The sequence below is a fragment of the Nostoc sp. genome, assembly GCF_036916985.1.
Taxonomy (GTDB): domain Bacteria; phylum Cyanobacteriota; class Cyanobacteriia; order Cyanobacteriales; family Nostocaceae; genus Nostoc.
This window is the reverse complement of record NZ_JBALFD010000023.1, coordinates 24,901-45,864: the sequence shown is the minus strand read 5'-3', so window position 1 is coordinate 45,864 and position 20,964 is coordinate 24,901. Positions and strand designations below refer to the sequence as shown.

General features: G+C 40.8%; 23 protein-coding genes and 1 pseudogene. 13 read left to right on the top strand and 11 right to left on the bottom strand.

The features are described from left to right. Positions 1 to 75 precede the first annotated feature (75 nt). Positions 76 to 402: pseudogene (locus V7L07_RS09475) on the bottom strand (transposase); the annotation flags it as partial. Positions 403 to 566: 164 nt separating this feature from the next. Here V7L07_RS09475 and V7L07_RS09470 point away from each other — a divergent pair. The 3 genes from V7L07_RS09470 to V7L07_RS09460 all read left to right on the top strand — a co-directional run bounded on the left by V7L07_RS09470 (position 567) and on the right by V7L07_RS09460 (position 1,853). Next, entirely contained in the window at positions 567 to 1,151 is a 585-nt protein-coding gene (locus V7L07_RS09470; protein ID WP_335057161.1) for a protein-S-isoprenylcysteine O-methyltransferase, read from the top strand. Positions 1,152 to 1,341: 190 nt separating this feature from the next. Next, positions 1,342 to 1,497 carry a hypothetical protein gene (locus tag V7L07_RS09465; RefSeq protein WP_335057159.1) on the top strand — a complete coding sequence of 52 codons (156 nt, stop codon included), beginning with the start codon at positions 1,342 to 1,344 and terminating at the stop codon, positions 1,495 to 1,497. Between the two features lie 2 nt (positions 1,498 to 1,499). Further along, positions 1,500 to 1,853, top strand: a complete 354-nt coding sequence (locus V7L07_RS09460; protein ID WP_335057157.1) for a DUF1392 family protein — start codon at positions 1,500 to 1,502, stop codon at positions 1,851 to 1,853. 316 nt (positions 1,854 to 2,169) lie between these two features. Here V7L07_RS09460 and V7L07_RS09455 read toward each other — a convergent pair whose 3' ends face one another. Both V7L07_RS09455 and V7L07_RS09450 read right to left on the bottom strand, forming a co-directional pair. Beyond that, on the bottom strand, positions 2,170 to 2,856 hold the full coding sequence (locus V7L07_RS09455; protein WP_335057155.1) for a class I SAM-dependent methyltransferase: 687 nt from the start codon (positions 2,854 to 2,856) through the stop codon (positions 2,170 to 2,172). A gap of 33 nt (positions 2,857 to 2,889) precedes the next feature. Beyond that, the gene (locus V7L07_RS09450; protein WP_335057153.1) at positions 2,890 to 3,582 is read right to left on the bottom strand and encodes an HAD family hydrolase; all 693 of its coding nucleotides are present in this window, start codon (positions 3,580 to 3,582) and stop codon (positions 2,890 to 2,892) included. A gap of 317 nt (positions 3,583 to 3,899) precedes the next feature. On the opposite strand from V7L07_RS09450, the gene V7L07_RS09445 reads away from it, so the two are divergent. Then, positions 3,900 to 4,997 carry a sulfate ABC transporter substrate-binding protein gene (locus V7L07_RS09445; RefSeq protein WP_335057163.1) on the top strand — a complete coding sequence of 366 codons (1,098 nt, stop codon included), beginning with the start codon at positions 3,900 to 3,902 and terminating at the stop codon, positions 4,995 to 4,997. A 485-nt stretch (positions 4,998 to 5,482) separates the two neighbouring features. On the opposite strand, the gene V7L07_RS09440 is transcribed toward V7L07_RS09445, so the two are convergent. The 3 genes from V7L07_RS09440 to V7L07_RS09430 all read right to left on the bottom strand — a co-directional run bounded on the left by V7L07_RS09440 (position 5,483) and on the right by V7L07_RS09430 (position 9,985). Then, the gene (locus tag V7L07_RS09440) at positions 5,483 to 5,962 is read right to left on the bottom strand and encodes a nuclear transport factor 2 family protein (RefSeq protein WP_335057151.1); all 480 of its coding nucleotides are present in this window, start codon (positions 5,960 to 5,962) and stop codon (positions 5,483 to 5,485) included. 141 nt (positions 5,963 to 6,103) lie between these two features. Continuing rightward, complete coding sequence (locus V7L07_RS09435) at positions 6,104 to 7,855, bottom strand: ABC transporter ATP-binding protein (RefSeq protein WP_335057149.1); 1,752 nt, start codon at positions 7,853 to 7,855, stop codon at positions 6,104 to 6,106. A gap of 222 nt (positions 7,856 to 8,077) precedes the next feature. Beyond that, entirely contained in the window at positions 8,078 to 9,985 is a 1,908-nt protein-coding gene (locus V7L07_RS09430) for an ABC transporter ATP-binding protein (protein ID WP_335057147.1), read from the bottom strand. A 463-nt stretch (positions 9,986 to 10,448) separates the two neighbouring features. Here V7L07_RS09430 and V7L07_RS33445 point away from each other — a divergent pair, with 463 nt between their 5' ends. After that, a complete protein-coding gene (locus V7L07_RS33445) occupies positions 10,449 to 10,748 on the top strand; it encodes a GNAT family N-acetyltransferase (protein WP_442936036.1) in 300 nt (99 codons plus the stop codon). Further along, the gene (locus V7L07_RS09425; protein WP_335057145.1) at positions 10,672 to 10,860 is read left to right on the top strand and encodes a hypothetical protein; all 189 of its coding nucleotides are present in this window, start codon (positions 10,672 to 10,674) and stop codon (positions 10,858 to 10,860) included. Before V7L07_RS33445 ends, V7L07_RS09425 begins: the two co-directional genes overlap by 77 nt. A gap of 201 nt (positions 10,861 to 11,061) precedes the next feature. Here the strand turns inward: V7L07_RS09425 and V7L07_RS09420 are convergent, their stop codons facing one another. Then, a complete protein-coding gene (locus V7L07_RS09420) occupies positions 11,062 to 11,634 on the bottom strand; it encodes a protein-tyrosine phosphatase family protein (protein WP_335057143.1) in 573 nt (190 codons plus the stop codon). Between the two features lie 140 nt (positions 11,635 to 11,774). Between V7L07_RS09420 and V7L07_RS09415 the strand changes: the two genes are divergently transcribed. Together V7L07_RS09415 and V7L07_RS09410 are read left to right on the top strand one after the other, a co-directional pair. After that, positions 11,775 to 12,371 (top strand): helix-turn-helix domain-containing protein, encoded by a 597-nt coding sequence (locus V7L07_RS09415; protein WP_335057141.1) that lies wholly within the window; start codon positions 11,775 to 11,777, stop codon positions 12,369 to 12,371. Between the two features lie 347 nt (positions 12,372 to 12,718). Then, the gene (locus tag V7L07_RS09410) at positions 12,719 to 12,934 is read left to right on the top strand and encodes a hypothetical protein (RefSeq protein WP_335057139.1); all 216 of its coding nucleotides are present in this window, start codon (positions 12,719 to 12,721) and stop codon (positions 12,932 to 12,934) included. A 2-nt stretch (positions 12,935 to 12,936) separates the two neighbouring features. Here the strand turns inward: V7L07_RS09410 and V7L07_RS09405 are convergent, their stop codons facing one another. The 3 genes from V7L07_RS09405 to V7L07_RS09395 all read right to left on the bottom strand — a co-directional run bounded on the left by V7L07_RS09405 (position 12,937) and on the right by V7L07_RS09395 (position 15,205). Continuing rightward, positions 12,937 to 13,197 carry a DUF7219 family protein gene (locus V7L07_RS09405; RefSeq protein WP_335057137.1) on the bottom strand — a complete coding sequence of 87 codons (261 nt, stop codon included), beginning with the start codon at positions 13,195 to 13,197 and terminating at the stop codon, positions 12,937 to 12,939. 450 nt (positions 13,198 to 13,647) lie between these two features. Continuing rightward, positions 13,648 to 14,157 (bottom strand): GNAT family N-acetyltransferase, encoded by a 510-nt coding sequence (locus tag V7L07_RS09400; protein ID WP_335057135.1) that lies wholly within the window; start codon positions 14,155 to 14,157, stop codon positions 13,648 to 13,650. A gap of 253 nt (positions 14,158 to 14,410) precedes the next feature. After that, positions 14,411 to 15,205: an aminoglycoside adenylyltransferase domain-containing protein gene (locus V7L07_RS09395; protein WP_334766843.1), complete on the bottom strand. Its 795-nt coding sequence runs from the start codon at positions 15,203 to 15,205 to the stop codon at positions 14,411 to 14,413. Between the two features lie 203 nt (positions 15,206 to 15,408). Between V7L07_RS09395 and V7L07_RS09390 the strand changes: the two genes are divergently transcribed. Further along, on the top strand, positions 15,409 to 15,690 hold the full coding sequence (locus V7L07_RS09390) for a hypothetical protein (protein ID WP_335057133.1): 282 nt from the start codon (positions 15,409 to 15,411) through the stop codon (positions 15,688 to 15,690). Positions 15,691 to 16,363: 673 nt separating this feature from the next. Next, positions 16,364 to 16,567, top strand: coding sequence for a CopG family transcriptional regulator (locus tag V7L07_RS09385; RefSeq protein ID WP_334955625.1), 204 nt, complete (start codon positions 16,364 to 16,366; stop codon positions 16,565 to 16,567). Here the strand turns inward: V7L07_RS09385 and dinB are convergent. Continuing rightward, positions 16,538 to 17,629: a DNA polymerase IV gene (dinB, locus tag V7L07_RS09380; protein WP_335057131.1), complete on the bottom strand. Its 1,092-nt coding sequence runs from the start codon at positions 17,627 to 17,629 to the stop codon at positions 16,538 to 16,540. The two genes, V7L07_RS09385 and dinB, sit on opposite strands and share 30 nt — an antisense overlap. A gap of 235 nt (positions 17,630 to 17,864) precedes the next feature. Here dinB and V7L07_RS09375 point away from each other — a divergent pair, with 235 nt between their 5' ends. The 3 genes from V7L07_RS09375 (at position 17,865) to V7L07_RS09365 (ending at position 20,666) form a co-directional block, all read left to right on the top strand. Further along, entirely contained in the window at positions 17,865 to 19,382 is a 1,518-nt protein-coding gene (locus tag V7L07_RS09375; protein WP_335057129.1) for a cryptochrome/photolyase family protein, read from the top strand. Between the two features lie 649 nt (positions 19,383 to 20,031). Then, complete coding sequence (locus V7L07_RS09370; RefSeq protein WP_335057127.1) at positions 20,032 to 20,337, top strand: hypothetical protein; 306 nt, start codon at positions 20,032 to 20,034, stop codon at positions 20,335 to 20,337. Then, the gene (locus tag V7L07_RS09365) at positions 20,334 to 20,666 is read left to right on the top strand and encodes a hypothetical protein (RefSeq protein WP_335057124.1); all 333 of its coding nucleotides are present in this window, start codon (positions 20,334 to 20,336) and stop codon (positions 20,664 to 20,666) included. Before V7L07_RS09370 ends, V7L07_RS09365 begins: the two co-directional genes overlap by 4 nt. The last annotated feature ends 298 nt before the right edge of the window (positions 20,667 to 20,964 follow it).

Genomic DNA, 20,964 nt, shown 5'->3' with positions numbered 1-20,964 from the left:
GGGAATGAAGTGGCTGCTGTAGCAGCCACTTCATTCCCCTTTAAAATGATTATCATTACTGTTAATGGAATAGTTTATTTTCTGGAAGTCCCTTATTGCCTCAGATGGACTTGGATGACGTTCCTGCTCGATCCGAACCCACTCCCTAAGACTGTCATGGATTTTCAGCCAAGTCCCGTCTTTGCGCCAATTGCGGAAATATGTGTAGACTGTCTGCCAAGGAGGAAAATCTCCAGGTAATGCTCGCCATCTCACTCCTTCTAGCAGGATATAAAAAATTGCATTTAGGACAGACCACATATCGACTTCCCGCTTACGACCACCTGGTTTCGCTTTTGGAATCAGGTCGCTAAGAAATTCATATTGTGCGGGAGTCAGGTTGCTGGGGTAAGCTTTACTCATGCTGCTCTCTCGGTGCTGTCTATTATCTATTCACAGCGTATACTGAGAGAGCTTTTTTACAAACTTTCCGACTTTTCAAACACCCTCTTAGAGCAACAAACAGATACTTAAATATAATTTGAGCTAAATATTTACTTACTGTTTTGTAGTCTATTGGAGCAGTGATGAATCCATTTGTCTCAAAAAGCATTTTCATGTTGGGGATAGTCTTCTGGCTGCTGATTAGAATTCCTTACCAACAAATACAAAAACAGAACATAATTGTTGATGAACGAAAAACCCTCCAGGAAAAGATAGTCCGCCTTCTGCTATTGGTTGGGATACTGCTTCTTCCTTTGATTCATGTTCTATCTCCTTGGTTGAATTTTGCTAACTACCATCTACCAATTTGGGCAAATGGATTAGGCACTGCTATTCTTGCCCTTTCCCTTTGGTTGTTTTGGCGCAGTCATCACGACTTGGGTCAAAATTGGTCATCAACACTGCAAATTCGGGCTGGACATACTCTCTCCATCAGTGGTGTGTATCAAAATATTCGTCATCCTATGTACACCTCTGTTCTGCTACTGTGCATTGCACAACTACTCTTGCTCTCCAACTTGATTGCAGGTCTATCAGGATTCATTAGCTTTAGTATTGCCTATGCAACACGAATTGGACAGGAGGAACAGATGCTACTTGATACCTTTGGTGATGAATATGAAGTTTACAGACAATGCACGAAACGATTAATTCCTTACCTATTCTAATTTGTCCACTTCATATACCCTCTGAGTCGCAGTTGAGGCTCAAGCCGATCCTTTATCAAACAACCTTGCCTACGCCGATGGCTTATTCTACCGTCAACAGCCAACCTCCTGGGCAGACCAAATTGGAAATCAGATTACGCAAGTACGGCTCTCTCATGAAGACCGAAGCTTTGAACCCGGCATTCGTGAGGTGGCTTTTGGGATTCCCGTTGGAGTAGCCAAGGCAATCAAGGGCAATTATGATGCCCGTCGTGCTTATGGCTTGAGTTGTTCTCCAAGGCAAGCTGCGATCGCTTGGAAACGAATTGATTACTTGTGGCATCTATTGTCCTATCAGGAGGCATAACCATGATTAACCAAGTCCCGAATCTAGAAACTTGTTGGTATCTTTCACCACCTTGGGGTCAAGAGATTCCCCCCCTGGAAGTTTCCCTGTTGGAGAAAGTCTACGTTACTACCACCAAATCTTTCGGTTACTGTTGCGGTGTAGAGTGGTCAGCTAAAGGCTGGAGTTATGAGATTGTCTCCAGCAACGATAATCTAACTGTTTTAGGACGTGAAATCATTGGTACAGGTAACTTACAATTAGTTACCAAAGAAAAGCCTGTGTTTGAACTGGGTGAATTAGTCGAGTTCCGATTTCATGGCGATGGCCCACCAGCAAGGATTGTCCAGGGCATTCAACTGATTTGCGATTCCTAGTTCTACTGCATCGAGTGGATGTCCCCAGGAATATCTGAAAACGGTGACAAGGTTTTTACTTTCAGAGATACAATCGCCCTTGGCGGGACTTCGCCCATCGCACGAGTGACTGACTATGACTTGGAGAGGGTGCGATTATAGACAATCTACACCTTATACTACCGTGGCGAAATCCGAGGCGAGGGCATTTCAATCTCGCTGTACCCTCCCAAAAATTGGAAAGGCAAACACCTTCCACTATTCGCGCCAACTCCAGAACTGCTGAAGTGGTGGAAAACTTTGATTACAATCACGAACATCTATTCAGGATAATACTTCAAGGAATGTCTTGCACCTGCCACAATCCCAAGCTCTTATCTTTATATAAGCCACCTCCCTCAGTACATCCTTCATTTATCACTAGTAGAGGTGTAGGAAAATTAAAAGGTTGTTTTTCCAAATTTAGTAAACGCCAGTCACCTGTCGTGATATCCTCGTTGTCTTCACAATTGAGGAAAGTAGTTGTTAGTAGATAATCAATATGGCTACTTTTAATATTATCGAGAGCTAAGAAAATGTCTGCTATTGAAAGATGCACAAAGCAATCTCGGCATAGCAATATATTTGCTATTGGTAGAGGATCGCTTGTTAAATTCAATGTCATAAATTGACACTTTTTACTTTCGTAACGCTTTTGGTTCTCAGTAATCAGTTCAGGTACAATATCTGCACCGATGTAACTTGAAATAGGTAACTCTATGAACTGCATCCAACTGAAGTCTCCGCAAGGGAGATCGAGGAGTACCTCTACTTGTAATGTTTTAAGTAATGCTGGAAGTTGAGCTTCAATCTGTTGTGTTTGTCTTCTAGTAGCGCCCTCCCCTGAAATTGAATTAGATCCACGCCAATGATTCGTTTGGAAGATGTGCCGGAAGGTATCGCCGGGCAGTAAGTTCACACCTAGATATGTGAGCTTCTCAAAGTAGTAAGAATCAAAAGGAACATTGTCTCGCCGTTTATTCATGATTTGATAAACTGTAGCCCTTGATGCCAGCTTCTATAAGATTAACTCTGATAGTTCAGTCAGCCGATTAATTCGTTTTATAATCCGAGGAGATGCCTGCAAATCGCCGTGAAGACGGTTAAGCCAAACTCCTATTAATCCGGCATCTTTGGCCGCTAACGCGTCTAGTTCAAGGTTATCTCCAATATAGACGCTCTGTGTTTGTTGTACTCCCAATTTTGCACAAGCGTACTGAAAAATCTGAGGCGCAGGCTTGGCAAATCCCGCCACTTCTGAAGTAACAACGATATCAATAACTGACAGAATACCGCATCGTCTAAGTTTTTCAACCTGCTGCGCCTCCTGACCGTTTGTTATTACCCCAATCTTGTATTTCTGTAACTGTGTAAAACACTCATGGACATCATCGTATAACTGGCACATACTCACGTAATGTTCCCAGTACTCCGAGAGCAAGGCATCAGCATCTGTATCTGAAAATTGATATCCGTATTTCAAGAATGCTTCTCGCATTTTTCCTCTGCCCGATTCCTGAAAAGTGACTTGTTTTGCAAAGAACTTCTTATACCACTTTCGGTTCAAGGATATCCATTGCTCTATGAACACCTTGAACTCATGTTTGCCATCGCGTATGACCTTATCAAACAATGCACTTGCGGCATCCCTAATTGCTGCATCGTGATCTATGAGCGTATCGTCAAGGTCAAAAAGTACGGCTCTAATCATATATTTATTTAGCTATACGGGGCAGCTTAAACATTTTGCAGAAGATTTAAAAGTCAGAACTTTAACAATCATCCTTCGCTGTCGCTGCCCTAAAGAAGTGCGAACACTAAGGCTCTTGTTTTGGCAACGTTAATCCTCTTTGTATGCGTAATCAATATACAACTTGTTTAAATTTAGGTTAATCAAAGATTATGTAATGAATGCCAACTATCTTATAATACCTCTAAACTACAGTAAATCCCTCGGCTTACCGAATTTAATAGAGGAGGAAAATTTTGGGAAACAAGCGGCAGCATACTTGGAAATTAAACAGAGATATCACTAGACAAGTTCACACTCGTACTGTTAAAGCTTGGCAAGCTATAAGAAACTGGGGGTTTATATCCCTATTTTTGGCGGGAGTAAGCTTAAGTATAGTGATGAGTGCTTGCTCTGGAGCTAATGTTAATAACACTGATAATAGAATCGCCACTTCAGAGCGTGATATAAACCTAACGTTTGTTTCTTACTCCGTGACAAAGGCTGCATACGAGCAAATTATTCCACAATTTGTAGAAAAATGGAAAAAAGAGCATAACCAAAATCTGAAGTTTACTGAAAGTTATGATGGATCTGGTTCTCAAACCTTAAATGTGATTGATGGTTTAGAGGCTGATGTCATACACCTGTCACTAGCCCTTGATGTTGACAAACTGGTTCAGACAGGTTTTATTCAACCGGGTTGGGAAAAAGAAGCACCAAATAATGCAATTGTGACACACTCCGTAAGTGCGATCGCTACTCGTGAGGGGAATCCCAAAAATATTAAAACATGGACAGATTTGGCAAGGCCAGGAGTGAGCGTACTGACAGCTAACCCGAAAACATCTGGTGGTGCGCGATGGAACTTCTTAAGTTTATGGGGTTACATCACAAAAACTGGTCAGGATGAGAAGCAAGCATTAGATTTTACTTCCAAAGTTTATAAAAATGTACTTGTGCTGCCTAAAACTGCTCGTAATGCCAGCGAATTGTTCTTTAAACAAGGTCAAGGGGATGCTTTACTCAACTATGAAAATGAAATGATTTTATCAAGGCAAAAAGGCGAAAAGTTCTCATATATTGTCCCTGATGTGAATATATCTATTGATAATCCAATTGCTGTGGTAGATAAGAACGTCGAGCAACACAAGACTCGGAAAGTTGCAGAAGAATTTGTTCAATATCTCTATACCCCAGAGGTACAACGAGAATTTGCCAAAATAGGATTCCGCCCTGTGAATAATACAATTGCAAAAGAATTGGGTAGCAATTTTCCTAAAGTTAAAACTCTGTTCAAAGCAGAAGATTTAGGAGGATGGAACAAGATTCAACAGCAATTTTTTAATGAAGGTGAAATTTTCGATAAAATCCAAGTTCAGAAGTCTTTAAAGTAAACAGGTAAAGATTTTCAGGATTTTTACAACATAGATGATTAGGAATCTAGACCATAAGCCATATTAGAGAAAAGCTTACGGTTTACGATATTAGATAAATGTTCAAGATTGAATACCTAGCAAACATTAGTCAATGATTTGTGGACTAGGAACTTGCGCGTCAATATCTGCCTGAGATAACGTAGGTAGTAACCAGTTGCTTTCGCCAGCTTTGAAGACTTTGGCCGGTGCAACATTCAATTCAATTGCACCAGTATTGGGATTAGTTCTAGCAATGGACTGTGTACCATCGACAAACTTGACTGTACCGTATTTGCTGTGTTGTTTCTTAAATCCTTTACCAGCAAGCTTTTCGAGACTTAACGGGAAAAGTCAGATTGCTAATTGGCTCAAACACAGAAGATAGCGCCGTTAAATACATTCATCAGGATTGGCCAAACAGATGTGCTAGGCACAAGCTAGGAAATTGATAAAAAGGTATAAAGCTATTCTATTTGACCATTGTGGAACGCACCATGCACTTGTCGATTGCCACTCATTACCACCACTGTTTGCTTGATCGCATTGACTCGCCACTCTTGATCGACTCGAATCAACCGATGAAGATAGTTCCCTGCTGTATCCAACCGATCTTGTCCTGCTTCAAGTGTGGGATCAACTCTATAAATACAATATGCTGATTTACAATCAGCTACATTTTCTTTGATTGTTACCTCATGATTCGTGCTGATATGCAAAGTCCGTAATCCTGCCAAGCCATCAACTCGTTGTTTTACATATTCTTCTGCGGTCGCCCGCCGAGGTGGTTCACCTCGAAAATCTAAATAATTAATCTCGATTTCATCTGTTAGATAAACTCGTAATTTTTGCCAATTCTTTTCATCCAGTGCGTTTGCAAAACCAACAATGACTTCTATAATTTTGCTTCGTTCAATGAGCCAATCAATCTCTGATCGTTTATGCATCTCTACCTGTTAAAGAAATCACTGCTTCAAACAAAATTACCGGATTAATTTTTAGTTAGAGAGAAAAGAATATAAGCAATTTTTTAAACCTAAAATGGGGGTAAAATTTTTAACAATGTTAGTTATTGAAACTCTTAAATATCAGAGAACGTCTTGCATACTAACTAGCTTGGCGTAATAACCATCCTGGGCAATTAGTTCATTATGGCTGCCAGCTTCCACGATACGCCCTTGCTCAAGTACGTATATCCTATCTACATAACGTGTCGCCAACAAACGGTGAGAAACTAATACTGTAGTAAGTCCATTCCTGACCGCTCGCAATTGCGATAGAACTAAAGCCTCAGTTTTAGTATCTAATGCAGAAAAACAATCGTCTAATAGCAAGATGGGGGTCTGGCGAATCAGCCCACGAGCTAGGCTGGTTCTTTGTTTCTGCCCACCTGATAAAGTTACCCCACGCTCACCAATTAATGTGGATAAACCTGCACTAAATTTGTTAATTGTTGCTTCAAGCTGTGCATATCGAGCAGCCTGCCAAATAGATTCGGGTGGTCGATCTGGCTTATCGAATGAAATATTTTCTGAAATTGGTGCTGCAAATAAGAAAGCATCTTGGGGTACAAATGACAGATTCTGACGCAAGTGATTCAGTGGAACATCTTTTAAATCTTGCCCATCCAATTTGATTTGTCCACTATTAGGCTCCAATTGCCTGGCCAGCAGTCGTAACAAGGTAGATTTGCCAGAGCCTACACGACCGATGATAGCAATCATTTCACCAGGGCTGATACTCAGGGATATCTGTTCTAGAACCAGACGCGATGGCAGCCCAGCACTAACTGGGTAACTATACAATAGATTTTCAACTGCAATTTCGCCATTGATCGGCTGGGCTGATAAGCCTGTTGGAACATCTTCAATCTCTGGCTTTTCATCCATAATCTCAAATACTCTGGTTGCAGCTGTAATGGCATTGAGCAAAGCATACATAACAAAACTGCTTTCCTTGATCACCCCCAAAATCATTGCTAAATAAAAGATGAAAGCTGTCAGCGTGCCAACACTGATTTGCCCAGCTAAGACTTGCTTACCACCCACGCCAACAACAATTAAGGTCATCAAACCACTACCCAGCACAGTGGAGGCAGTGAGAATAGCGTTCAAATTGATCAACTTTTGATGAGCTAGCGCATAACAATTTGACACGCCTGTAAAATACTTAATCTCACGCTCTTCCTGGGCATGAGACTGAATGGTACGAATACCCTTGAGGTTTTGCTGCACTGTTTCTGTCAACTTACCAAAACCCGCTTGTACCGCTGCTGATGCCAACAAAATACGCCCAGCTAAATACCAGCCATTAACAACTATTACTACTAGCAAAGGCAGGAGCAACAATGTTAACTGGGGCGACTGTTGTAACATAAAAATTGGGGCAATAAACATCACACCAATAAAGCTCACCAGTCGATGCACACCAGACCGGAAAAAGCGACGAATGGATTCCATATCATTAGTCGCTCGTGCAATCAAGTCACCTAAATGATAGTTTGCATAGAAGCCACGACCAAGCCTTTGTAAGTGTGCATAGAATGCTTGCCGTAAATCATAAGATATGTAAATTGAAATCAGTGCATTTTTGCGACGACCAAAGTGCAGGATACCAAAGCGCACAACTGTCAAACCAAGTATCGCCAGAGTCGGTAATAAAATATTTTCATCCTGTTTTGAAATCAAATCAATACCGACTTTCAAATAGATAGGAATGACAGCTTCAACAACATGAACGCTCAGAAGAGCTATTACTGCTATTAGCCACTGGGAACCATAAGGTTTGAAGTAGTAAAAAATTCGCTGTAACACAGTTAAAGTGTGTAAATTTGATTTCATTTTCTTGGTCAGCTATTATCAGTTTAATTTGGCTGTATAGAGAAATATTTCTATTAGATAAGAGCAATTATTTTTTCAAATCACTCAATCAAAGCAATTTATATTAATAAGACTTACAGCTTGTAATTCCCAATCAAATAATAAAGTTAATACAGTTGGCAAATCAGCTTAGTTAAGATTCATTTTTTGTCCAAACGTATTTCTGAAAAATTGCCTCAATATTTAGACATCCTGAGTTAGGCGGGATGATGTGTTTTCACGTCTACGCTTGTACAATTGCGCTTCATAAAGGGTTTTATAAAAACCATTACGAAGCATTAATTCCTTGTGGTTTCCTACCTCCACTAGTTGACCATGATTTAAAACCACAATGCGGTCTGCTCGGCGAATAGTCTGTAATCTGTGGGCAATGGTGATAGAAGTTCTGTTGGCTGTTACTTTCACCAAAGCTGCTTGTATAGCAGCTTCAGTTTCCGGATCAATACTAGCAGTGGCTTCATCCAGAATCAGAATTTCAGGATTTAAGGCAATGACACGAGTAAACGCTAATAACTGGCGTTGTCCTTGCGATAGATTTTGGCCACGGTCTTCCAATACCGTATCAAAGCCTAGTGGCAAGGCTTCAATGAAATCTAGAGTCTGTATTAGTTCAGCGGCTTTTCGAGCATCTTCCCGCGTAATAGTTGGATTACCCAAGGCGATGTTGTCATAGACAGTACCAGGGAAAAGATGAAAGTCTTGAAAGATAATACCTACACGCTTGCGGATCTGTGCAGGATCTATCTGCATGATATCGATGCCATCTATGAATAAGCTATTTTCAGGCACATCGTAGAAACGACAGATGAGCCGCGTCAATGTTGTCTTGCCAGAACCAGTGGGCCCGACAATGGCAATGTTTTCTCCTGGTGCTACAGTAAAATTAAAGTGACGAATAACTGTTTCGCCGTTTTCATAACAAAAATTCAGATCGCGAAACTCAATTCGACCTTCCAAACCTTCAGGTAAGGGTATAGGTTGCAACGGCACGGACAAAGATTCCTTCCAGTCCAACAACCCGAATATGCGTTCACAGGCTGCCGCCGCTCGAAACACCGCATTTGCTTGATCCCCCAAAGCCACAATCGGACGGAACAACATATCGCTAAATTGCAAGAACAACACGACCGATCCCAGGGTAGTAGTCTGGTTCAGTACGTGTTGCCCACCTAACCACAAGATACTAGCGATCGCTAAATAGGATATGTTGTCGATAATCGGATTGTATACAGTCTCTGCCATGATCGCCTTAGTCTCGGCTACTTTATTGGCTTGGTTAATCGCAGAGTACTGTTGAAAGCTCAGTGCTTCTCGCCCGGACATTTGCACAATTTCAATTCCCGATAAGTGTTCGTGCAAATGCTCGTTGAGACGCGATAAGGTGGCACGGATGACCTGATAGATCGAACTAGAATAACGTCTAAAAATTACGATTACACCCGCCACAAACAACATCAAAGGTGATAGTTTTACGACAAGCATCGCATCCAAAGATAACATTACGCTTACAGCAACAACCAATGGAATTAATTCTCCAGCCAACGCACCGACACCAGTCAAAAGTTCGGACAAACTCTCGATATCGTTAGCAATCCGGGTCAATACCTGCCCGACCATAACCCGATCGTAAAAAGCAGATGGCAAATGCTCGACATGGGCAAACAAATCGCGGCGCAAGTCACTCAAACCCAACAGTGCCGCATAAGACAACTGAGAGCGGAAGGCATACCCAAAGCCAGACCACAGCAGTACCCAAAGTAAACCAACAAGGGCGGCAGCAATTATTTGTTCAGTGTTTAATGTAGTTGCTAACCATTGGATTAATGCCGTTTGTCCATAATCTGGTAGATCAGTCCGGTAATTATGCATCAAGATCCCGTCCACTACCACCCGGCTTACTACAACTGGTATCAAAACGGCAGATGTAGCCGAAAGCATTGCAAACAACAGAGCTAACGCAATGCGCCAGCGATACGGAGCCATCCAGTGCCGCAGTCGCCAGACATTGCTGACAAAGGAGTTACGCTTATTGGTTGATACTTCAAAGGGGTCAAGCCGACCAAAAATGTTAGAGGTCTTTGATGATGTCATAGTTTGATCCCCCAGGACGAATGGCATTAACAAGTTAGATCAGTCTTGTATATAGATTTGTGACTGCTTTACAGGTTGCTTTTAGTTGTGGCAAAGTTAGTTTTTCGCTAGGTCATGTAATCATTGCTTTTTTGATATATTTGCTACTAGAGCAATCTGTAAATTTCCGGTCTTCTTGATTCCAGATTAAGCTGATATTTTACTTCTTCTATTTCCAACTGCTTGTTTTAGTTACTGGAACCACTTTGAATAAAGTACTGTTAGTCGGTCAAGTTATCGTATTTAATGAAGTTTAATAGTCTCATGAACCAGAGTAAAAAGCAAGCAGAAAAATATATAGCAATTCTTGCTATGAAAATGATTAGTTAATTCTTGGCTTATGCTTTGTGTCGGGCGTAAATCAAAGGGATGGTTTACCAAGGTAGTGTGATCATAGCGATGCTATGCAAATAGCATAATTACGATGGCAGATATAGAGATCCGAACTTTTGAACTTACTGATGAGTCTGCCGTCATTGCCTTATGGATACGGTGTGGTTTAACTCGACCCTGGAATGATCCCAAAAGGGACATTGAGCGAAAGCTTTGTGTACAACCCCATCTTTTTCTTGTAGGTACAACTGGGCAGGAGCTTATAGCAACAGTTATGGCAGGGTATGAGGGGCATCGAGGTTGGATAAATTACCTTGCAGTTGCCCCACAATATCAGCGTCAAGGAAGAAGCCGAACAACTCCTTGTGGAAGCAGGTTGTCCGAAAATTAATTTGCTAGTGCGGACTACAAATAGCGAAGTTATTAGATTTTATGAACGTTTGGGATATCTTGTTGACGATGTTATCAGCTTGGGCAAACGTCTTGAATCCGATGAGTCATGATCTGATGTGATGTTGTCAGCTTGAACTTTAAGTAAAGAATTACGAGTTAAGAAAAAATAAGATTACAGTCTTTTGGGATCAAATTAATAACATCAAAATGTTCACCCATTGCTAACCATACCATTGTAGTTGTTAATGCAGATGTCGAAGTCAAGCGTTACACGTCATTGGTAATTGATTCAAATACAGAGGATAGCTTTGTCAAATAAATTCGTCAGGATTGGTCAAACAGACTGCTAGACGGCAATTATTTAAAAGTACATTTAGTTCCTGTACAACTTTCAAAGGATTTTTAAATGTGAACATAGATGCAATCGCAGCTTCATAAGGATTTCTGCCTGTTCTTTTCACGGCGGCTAACGCATCTTTATTGGAAAATCCCCGAATACTAACCAGCCATGCAGCTAGCACATGACCAGTGCGGCCAATACCACCCGAACAGTGTACCACTACTTTTTGGTTTTGTTTGTCTGCTGCTACTAAAAAAGGAAGTATTCTTTGGGTGAGCATTTCTAAATTAGCGAATTGAAAATCTGTAATCGGTGCCCAACAAACTTGCTGCTCACCAAATTCTTGTTGATATATGTCTAAAAGTTTTGAGTAACGAGCTAGTTGCTTTTGGGGGAGAAGACAGCAGACTCGTTGGATCTTTTGTTTTTTCATGAACTCAATCCAATCAGATACCTGTTGATTGGAGTAACCAGGTCTGGAAGCACCAAATACAATCGGTTCATCTTCCCAAGCGGCAGCAAACCTGTACGTATTTCTAGCCATATATTCTGATGCCTGTGGGTTGTGTTGATCCCACTTCTATAATTTGTTTTATTGTAAAACAAAATATGTTCTATTGTAAAACAAAAAGCCAAAACCCAATACTGATAGAAAATGGAACAAATGGTGTTTTGTAAATCAAAGTGGACGAAGAAAAACAACGCTTGCAGAAGCTACTAGAGCGCTTACAGGGGAATAAAACACTGCGGTGGATAGCTCGTGAGCTAAAATTGGGTTCTCAAAGCACAATTCACCGATGGCGGAACACAGGTATCATCAGTGCAGAAGGAAAAATATTAATTGCCCGCTACTTAGGACGTAGTATCGAAGATATTGACAGCTACCTTTCTGGAAGGGTTGGCTTGGATGACTTACTCAACCCCAAACGTCGGTTTGAACACTTAACTAAACTAACCTGCGATGATGTACTCTACTGGCTGAAATGGCGTGCTTCCCTTCGAGATAAAGTTCAGGTAGCTCAAGAACTAAATACATTACTCTATAATTTGCTGATTGATCGCAAGGCAGAGTCATTAGGTAAAAGTATTAATGCCGTTATCCAATCAGGACGTTACCCCTCGCTAGAAGCGATCGCTCAGATGGTTGGAATTTCATCTCAACGACTTAATAATTTAATCACTGGAGAAGAAAGCCCTACAGAAGATGATTTGATTGCGCTCTCAGGTGTTCTTGACTGTGACACTGAGCAACTACTGAAAGATTACCTAGCAGGTTCATAATCCAGATGCTTTGATTACAGGCTACTGGCTAGCTTTTGCTGATTGCTTTTGGTAGTTGTTCAACAGTGAGAAATATCGCAGAGTATTGAAGTGGTTTGTTCCACCCAGTGAACTCAAACAGATACTCATCTTTCTTCAAGTTTGAGCATGGTTGCCTATTGATTGATTTGATGACTGTTGATTGGCTTAGAGTTACAAGTGCTGGCTGCGTACAAATCAAAGTATTCCATCACTTGCATCAACAGGAAGATTAGCTAGGAATTAAGCCCTGATTAAGATAAGGTTATACAACAGAGATTTCACTTGTATAAGCTCATTTTTCAGAGCTAACACCTTTAGGAGCGCTATTGCAGACCCCAGACCTTCCTCAAGTGGGAGACACAGTTTTGATTCTACGTCCTTTCTATGTAACTGGAAAAGTTGGGGTTGTTTGTGGTCGAGAGCCAGACTCAGATGGTCAATCAAGCATACGCTGGCTTATTAAAGTAGATTCAGATGAGGAAAATATTTTAGTATCACTCAGGCGCAATGAGTTTGAGGTGATTACCCCGAAATTAGAATAACTTCAGGCTGTTGCCGATGGCTCCTCATCAATTCCCAGTTCCTTCTTACTGCGCTTTAACTGTTTCCAAAGTTCCTTAATTTGCTGATAAGCATCTTCTGGGTCAAGCTTACCATTGCTTTCTAAACTGGTGATCATGCCAACTTTTTGAGCAAATTCTTGCAAGTTAGCGTTAAACACTAAGTTTTCTGGTTTAACTTGTCCGTAGTAGCGACCACGAGGGTAAAGGAATTTATTTTTGTCTTCCTCATGAGACTGGTTCATGACTTTACCTTCCTACTAATAAGTTTTCATAAGAGAATGAATGTCAACCCAGTTTCAACTATTTCCTTAGCCAAATGGCTGCTTGGAAATATAGTTAGCGATTGCTAGAATCATGAGCCTTTTTTTAGTATGACTCATAGTCCAAAATCATCAAATATAAAGTGAAGAATTTCAGCCATTTAGTTTTTTTGGCTGGCAGATGGTCTTGCCATGAAGCTAAAAACAGCTTAAGAGTCTAATCTTATTCACACTGCTGAAGCGTTAAAATATCAACTATCCCAATTCTTCAAAAATTGGAAGATAGTTCAGACACACAATTGCAATCATTGATGAGCTTGTGAAATCCTTACGACGGTAACTGAAATTCGCGGCATAGCGGCTGCGCTCAGAGGTTGCTAAAAACTCGAACTCAGTACGAGCGGCTTTCTTCAATCCGCTGCACCGCAATTGTTAGATATCAGAAATGAACAAACTAACACTCTTACTATCATCAGATAGTTTAATCATTCGCTCAAAGCTTAGTCCTAGTTTTTTGAGCAGCTTTGCTGAACCATAATTGTCCGGTGTAGTGATAGCGACAATACGAGTTAAGCCAAAGGTTCTTCTCCCATACATCATAACAGCAGAAGCAGATTCATAGGCGTATCCTTTTCCCCGGAACTTAGGAAGAAAGGCAAACCCAACATCCACATCCTCCAAGGAATCTCTTTTTATCAAACCGCAAATTCCAATCGAGACGCTCTTCCCCTTTAGCTCAACCAAATACAATCCGAAACCGAGACGCTCATACATAGCAACCAGATTCTTCAAAATATATTCACGAGCATCATCAAGAGTTCTCACACCTTTATCACCAATAAAGCGCAACCACAAAGGGTCATTCAATATCTCAAGAATGAACTCGCTATCTTCAACTGTTAGCCGACGAAGAACTAAACGCTCTGTTTCAAGAACTCTCATACTCGAACACCAAGTTATTGATGTCTAACTATTTATTATATGAACACAGGATAAAACATAATTTTTGATTACAAGAAATAAAATAGAAGACTTTTAAAGTGTTGTCCTCTGGTTTATATAGAAGTTTGATATATAATATTCTTCTTCTTTTGTTTTGTGTTTTATGCAGAAATAACGAAACATGTTGAAACTGCCGTCACACAATAGTTAAGCGTGAGTATCAACACCATCCCAGATATAAGCAAGTCAAATGTCAAATGCGTATTTCGTTACATACATTAATTACATAGCGTAAGAAGCGTACTGCTTCAACAGCGCGGCTCACTTTGCTGCGATAAGAGGAACCATGCCGAATTTCACGGAGGTTAATTGCCTCTTGAATAAGTTGATGGCACTTTGGTGGAAGATGCACCAAAGCATATCGACCAGCCTCCGTTTTCGAGAGGATTTCATGCTCTCTCAATACGTAAAACAGACGCAGAACGCCAAGCACAGCCCACTCAACACCACTATCTGTTAATAAATATGCTAATTTACTTGGCGATCGCGTCCAACTTACCCAATAGCTGTTCAGATTTTCCTTCATCTTTCTTTGCAGCAGATTCCAATCGACTGTAAATGCAAGGTTTTCTGGCGGAACTCCAATCAAACAAATGCCTCGATGTTTCAACACCCACCAAGTAGCTTGGTTTATGTCATGATATCCAGCAGAGTGCAGATCCCTGTCATGATAGTAGGGATAAGGAGCAATTTCTTGTTGCTCACGCCCGACATCTTCAAGAAGCAAATAACTTCCTTCCAGTTTCCACTGTGGATAGCTCAGTTCTAGTTTTTTATGAACTGCTTTTAGTTTTTTTACCTCGGATGTTGTAGCTCGTTGTATGAGAATAGTAATAAAATCAATGTCACTCAAGTATGGGTTAAAGGCATTAAGTGCAATAGAACCATGAATATAAAAGCCTTCTATCAGACCTGGAAGTTCGATTTGTAATAACAACAAATAATCATTTAATACTGGACGAATACATTCTGGGATACGAGTATCCATATTTAATAAACCGCGTTACCTTTATTTTTAATCTTCCGCTCTCATTTAATAATAAAACCACCTTTATTGACAGGCTATCTGGCATCACGCTCCGCTTACGTGCCCAAAAAGCAATCCACACCCATACAACTTTATGGCAAAATGTCTCTGATTCGCTGATAAGTTCTTGTATTCTGGGATATCCGTTCTTTGTGGAGAGCCGAATGATTCCTATAGATATGAAACGACTCATTAAAAAAAACCCTAATCCAGTTCGCAAGAAAGCAGAAGTAACCCCACCACCGATTGAACCCATTGAGATTCCTGAGAATCAAAATATTCCTGAACCAGTAATTGAATCAAATCCACCTGTGTACATTGAAGACTACGTTTCCGAAGCCGAATACATTTCTGAACACTATCGCCCCCTCCGCTCTGTGGGTAACTCCGGGTGGCAACCGTCTGATGTGTGGCGCGAGTTGAGAGTTGATGATTTTTGTGAGTAAATTAAGCTCTGACTGAATAAAAATTAATATATCTATCACGCTAAATTACCTTCAAAAAAGCTATGAAACGCTTACTAGGCAACAAAAATAAACATTATTTACTAGTTTTTTATGGGGTTTAGCACTGATTCGGGCTTTTGAGCTTTATTGTCGAGCCTAGTTTTGATATCTAACTAATAATTTGGCATAACAGCTGCTGAAGAACCAAAATTATTAAACCTTAATGCTCCTAGAAAATTTTCTAGACACATTAAGGTTTCTTTAAGTTATAGAGTTAAATATAGTGCTTGAATCAAAGTCAATATCCAGAGTAGTTAATCAATTTCACCTTTGGGTAAAGAGCAAATGAATATTAGATGCAATTGTATGAAGATAAGGTTTACTAAATTCAATTGGCAATACTTGCTGATTATACGCCTCTTGCAAAGCTCACTCCGATTGCGCTTTGCTTAACAATATTTATAAAAAATACAAGCCCGTTTCAAATATTTTAAAGTTCATATAGATGATTTATCGATGAAGTTTTGGATTATAAGTAAATACTCTGCGAAGGGATGTGCTAAAAATAGTTTTACGGCAAGTATGCTGTGGTTAACATCTATATATTTGTTAAGTATTGCACAAGGCATTTCAAGTCTAGATAATTCATTAAATTTGATCCATAGAGCAAGTCATGAACAAAAAATGGGCTGTCAAACGAATCACAATAAATCTTGCATCTGCTGAAAGCCAAAAACTTGAAAAATATTGTGCAAGTACAGGTAGACCTGCAACTGATGTGATTCGGGAGTTGATTCGCTCTCTCACAATAACCGAGTTCTCAGCGTCTGAACAGACTACATCTACCCTAAAATATGATGTTCCCATTCTGAAATAATGGCAATTGAATCGCTTGTAACTGTTTGGCATTATCCAAATTGGACAAGGAAATGCCCAGCAACCTAATGCTACGGTTTTCCAGATCAATCGACTCAAACAGCGCTTTGGCTATCTCGAAAATCGTAGAGAGTTCACTGATGGAAGCAAGCATTGTTTTACTGCGGGTTAACTGCTGATAGTCAGAGAACTTGACTTTTAACGTTAATGTGCGTCCTCGCGTTTCATGCTGCTCCACCCGTTGCTCGACAATTTGGGCAATCTGTTCGAGTTCCTGCAACATCTGACCAACATCGCTTAAGTCCTGTGCAAACGAGGTTTCTGCACCAATCGATTTGCGAATTCGATTCGCCTCAACTGGGCGGTCATCTTCTGCTCTGGCAATCTTGTAGTAATAATGACCTGCTTTACCGAAGTGGTGTGTTAACTCAGTCAGCGATCGCTCTTTCAATTCTGCGCCAGTGTGAATGCCGAGTGAGTGCATCTTCGCCGCCGTGACCTCTCCAATGCCGTGGAACTTTTCAATCGGCAGCTGTTCTACAAAGGCGATCGCTTGCTCTGGTAAAATCACCGTTAGTCCATTCGGCTTATTCTGCCCTGATGCCATTTTTGCTAGGAACTTGTTAATCGACACGCCTGCGGTTGCTGTCAACAGAGTTTCCTGGAAAATCGCAGTTTTGATGTGTCTTGCGATAGTAGAAGCGTAGGTGATGTTTTGCTTGTTCTCAGTCACATCCAGGTATGCTTCATCTAGTGCAACTCCTTCCACTAAATCACTGTAGCGTTTGAATATGGCGTGGATTGAAGTGGAAATCTCTCGGTAAACGTCGAATCTCGGTCTGACAAATATCAGTCCAGGGCATTTAGCGATCGCTGTTACAGAAGGCATCGCTGAATGAACACCATACTTACGAGCTTCATAACTGGCGGCTGCAACTACGCCTCGCTGATTCGGGCTGCCACCGACGACTAACGGTTTGCCTCGGTAGCTAGGGTTGTCCCTCTGTTCCACCGATGCGTAGAAGGCATCCATATCAACGTGAACTATCTTCCTCGTCTGCATTGTTTTTGAAGTATTACCATTTCTACCAAGCGGCGAGAACGACTATTCTCTCTTTAATTTGTGATTCGATATATTTGAGAAATTTCTCACTCCAATAGTACATTAGCACTAGAGCGAGTTTTGGGCTTTCATCTGCTTTTTCATTGAGAAAGTTTTTGTAGCAATAAAGTTACACTTGATTGAGTAGCATTTTGTCATCACGTTGCCAACGCACGGATTGAGAGGAAGCAAGGGCATGACTATTGGCGTTTGGGTTCTCGGAGATCAACTTTGGGCTGGGCAGTCAGCGCTAGAGAGTTGCCTACAAAAACACCAACAGACTCCTGTGATTTTTATCGAATCTCTTGCCCATGCAGGGCAACTTCGTTATCACTTGCAAAAACTGGTATTGGTCTGGTCAGCCATGCGTCACTTTGCTGCCGAATTGCGATCGCTTGGCTTCCCAGTAACATACGCTCAAAGCCAAGATTTCAATACACCTTTACTTCAATGGATTGAACAATACCAAATTACCGAACTGCGGGTGATGACTCCCACAGATCGCCCTTTTGCTACATTAATTCAAAAGTTAAACTTGACAATTCAAGTCACTTTTACACCAAATAACCGTTTTATCTGGAGTGATCAGGAGTTCATTGAATGGGCCAGTGGACGCAAACGCCTAATCATGGAGGACTTTTACCGCCAGGGACGAAAGCGGTTCAACATTCTAATGTCCGGCAACCAACCTGTTGGTGGTCGATGGAACTTTGACAAACAAAATCGCAAACCACCAAAAGGCAAACTGACCTTACCCGAAGCTTTATGGTTTGAACCAGACTCAATTACACAAGATGTAATTGACTTCATTAAGCAATCTGAGGCATTCGGTGACAATCAAAGTTACTGGCAATTAGAACCCTTCTGCTGGGGTGTAACGCGACAGCAAGCACTACTTGTAATGAAGTTTTTTATCGAAACACGTTTGTCTTCATTCGGGCCATACCAGGACGCGATGGTGACTGGCGAACAGACAATGTGGCACGCGATGCTTTCTCCCTATCTCAATATTGGATTGCTTCATCCCTTGGAAGTTGTTCAGGCGGCACAGCTTGCATATTTAGACAACAGCAGCGACTGGGAGCTAAACAGCATTGAAGGCTTTATCCGTCAGGTGCTTGGCTGGCGAGAGTATATGCACGGTGTTTATGTTTACCTAGATGATGACTATTCAGAACGTAACTGGTTTAACCACACTCATCCACTGCCTGCTTTTTATTGGACTGGCGATACACAGATGAATTGTCTGCACCAAATTCTAACTCAGGTTAAACAAATAGGTTATGCTCATCATATTCAACGGTTGATGGTGTTGAACAACTTTGCAATGATAGCAGGTATCTCCCCCCAAGAACTTGAAGACTGGTTTCATGCTGCTTTTATTGATGGCTACGATTGGGTGATGCAAACCAATGTTATTGGCATGGGGCAGTTTGCTGACGGTGGAATGATTGCATCTAAGCCTTATGCTGCTTCTGCTAACTACATCAACAATATGAGTGACTATTGTTTGAATTGTACTTACAACCCTCGTGAGCGCACCACTGAAAATGCTTGTCCTTTCAACTTTTTTTATTGGGACTTCCTGGCTCGTCATTACGACTTGTTAAAAGAGCAGCCACGTATGACTCAAATACTGCGTAACTTGGAGCGCCTCTCTCCATCGGAACTTCAAAAAATCCGCTCTCTGGCTTCTAATTGGCACACTACGTAAGTAGCAACCGTTAGCTATTCCTGTAAAGGAATATCCGAATTTATTCTAGGCAGTTTTGAGACTATCGCAAAGAGGGCTCTTCATGACGATTGTGCCTTTGTGTGTAGCGCTTATTCGATGCGATAAATTTAGACTGAGCGAATCACACCACTTATCTTGACAAGACCTCAACTAGACGAAGATTGAACTTTTTCAGGAGAAATATAAATCACCGTTTCAATATATCAAGCTTCAATATCAGTGTTTATTCACACACTTAATAATCTTGTTTTGCAGACACCGCCACAGAGAAAATAAAAAAACTTAGTAATTTTGCATTCGCATGAAACCACTAGCCTAAATTTTTACACTCTCGAAGATATTTAAAAGGGAAAGGAATTACAGTACTTTGATTTGTGCGGACAAAATCAACATCCATTGTTGGAAGGAGTTGTTTGAATATTAGCTCAGAGCCTTTTACCGCAGCTATTCTACGAATATGACAAGCATCCTTAAAAGAAAGATGTTTGAGTGGTTTATCCGACACACTACCTTTGACTTTACCACTCTTCAAATGTACGGAGCTTTTTCAGAAATCAAATATTAGTCTTATATACCATAAAATAATTTTGCAAGAGGTCTAATTTCTGTTCTTACTAAAGGAGAAGGTATGGCATTTTCTGAATCAGCAAAGAAAACTCATGAAAGGCTGGAGAAAGAGACCTGGGCAACTGCTCCTGATTTTATTGAAATTCTTAAGATAGCACAGGCAAAACTCCAGAGGCTTACAGATGGCTTTGGGGAAACAGTAAGAGATGAATACTCGTTTGTCGTTGATAGGATGGCAAGCAGCGTGAAACCTGAAAGCATAATTGTGTCTTTAGCTAAAGATATGAATGGAACAGTGAACAATGAATCATTCAATAGGTTGTGTGAGTTTGACAAATTAAGCTCTGACCTGCTCTTGGTGCAGTGATTCACATTGATATTATTGGACCTGACAATGGCTCAGTTATTATATCTGAAATTAGCCCCAGCGCATTCACTCTATCAACGATCGAGATAGAAAAAACGGGTTCACATCCGGAAAATGGTTCTCGTGAGTTTGGATTTGAAGTGAATAGCAATCAATCTATTCTTTTCTATACGAGAGGTGTTTCAAGACCAAACACAGCAGTTGGCAAAGTTGGTGGCCCTTTGCAAAGGCAAACTTGGACTTCTTTATTAGAAGGATTAAGTAAAGCGCTTGAGTTAAAAGGCTGTATAATTCGTCCCGCATCTTTCAAAGTAGACGTCTCGCCCTGAAAACTAAGACCTTATAAATTCAAGTTCAATAGAATGCTGTTATACCAACAATACCTTAGCTAAAAGAAGAGAGTGAAGAGATAGGGCGCTTTGTAGTAGAGTTATTGTCTATCACAACGACAACTCAAACGCTACAATTCGCCCATGCCCAATATATTATCAAGGATATTAATCGAATGGCACTAAGAAAAGTGCAAATGTATTATCTACAAGGGTTTCATCACTTTGGAAAAACGTAGGCTAATGAAGCAGCGATCGCAAATTGAGAGTTGCAGATTACTCTGATTCCCGACCTTAA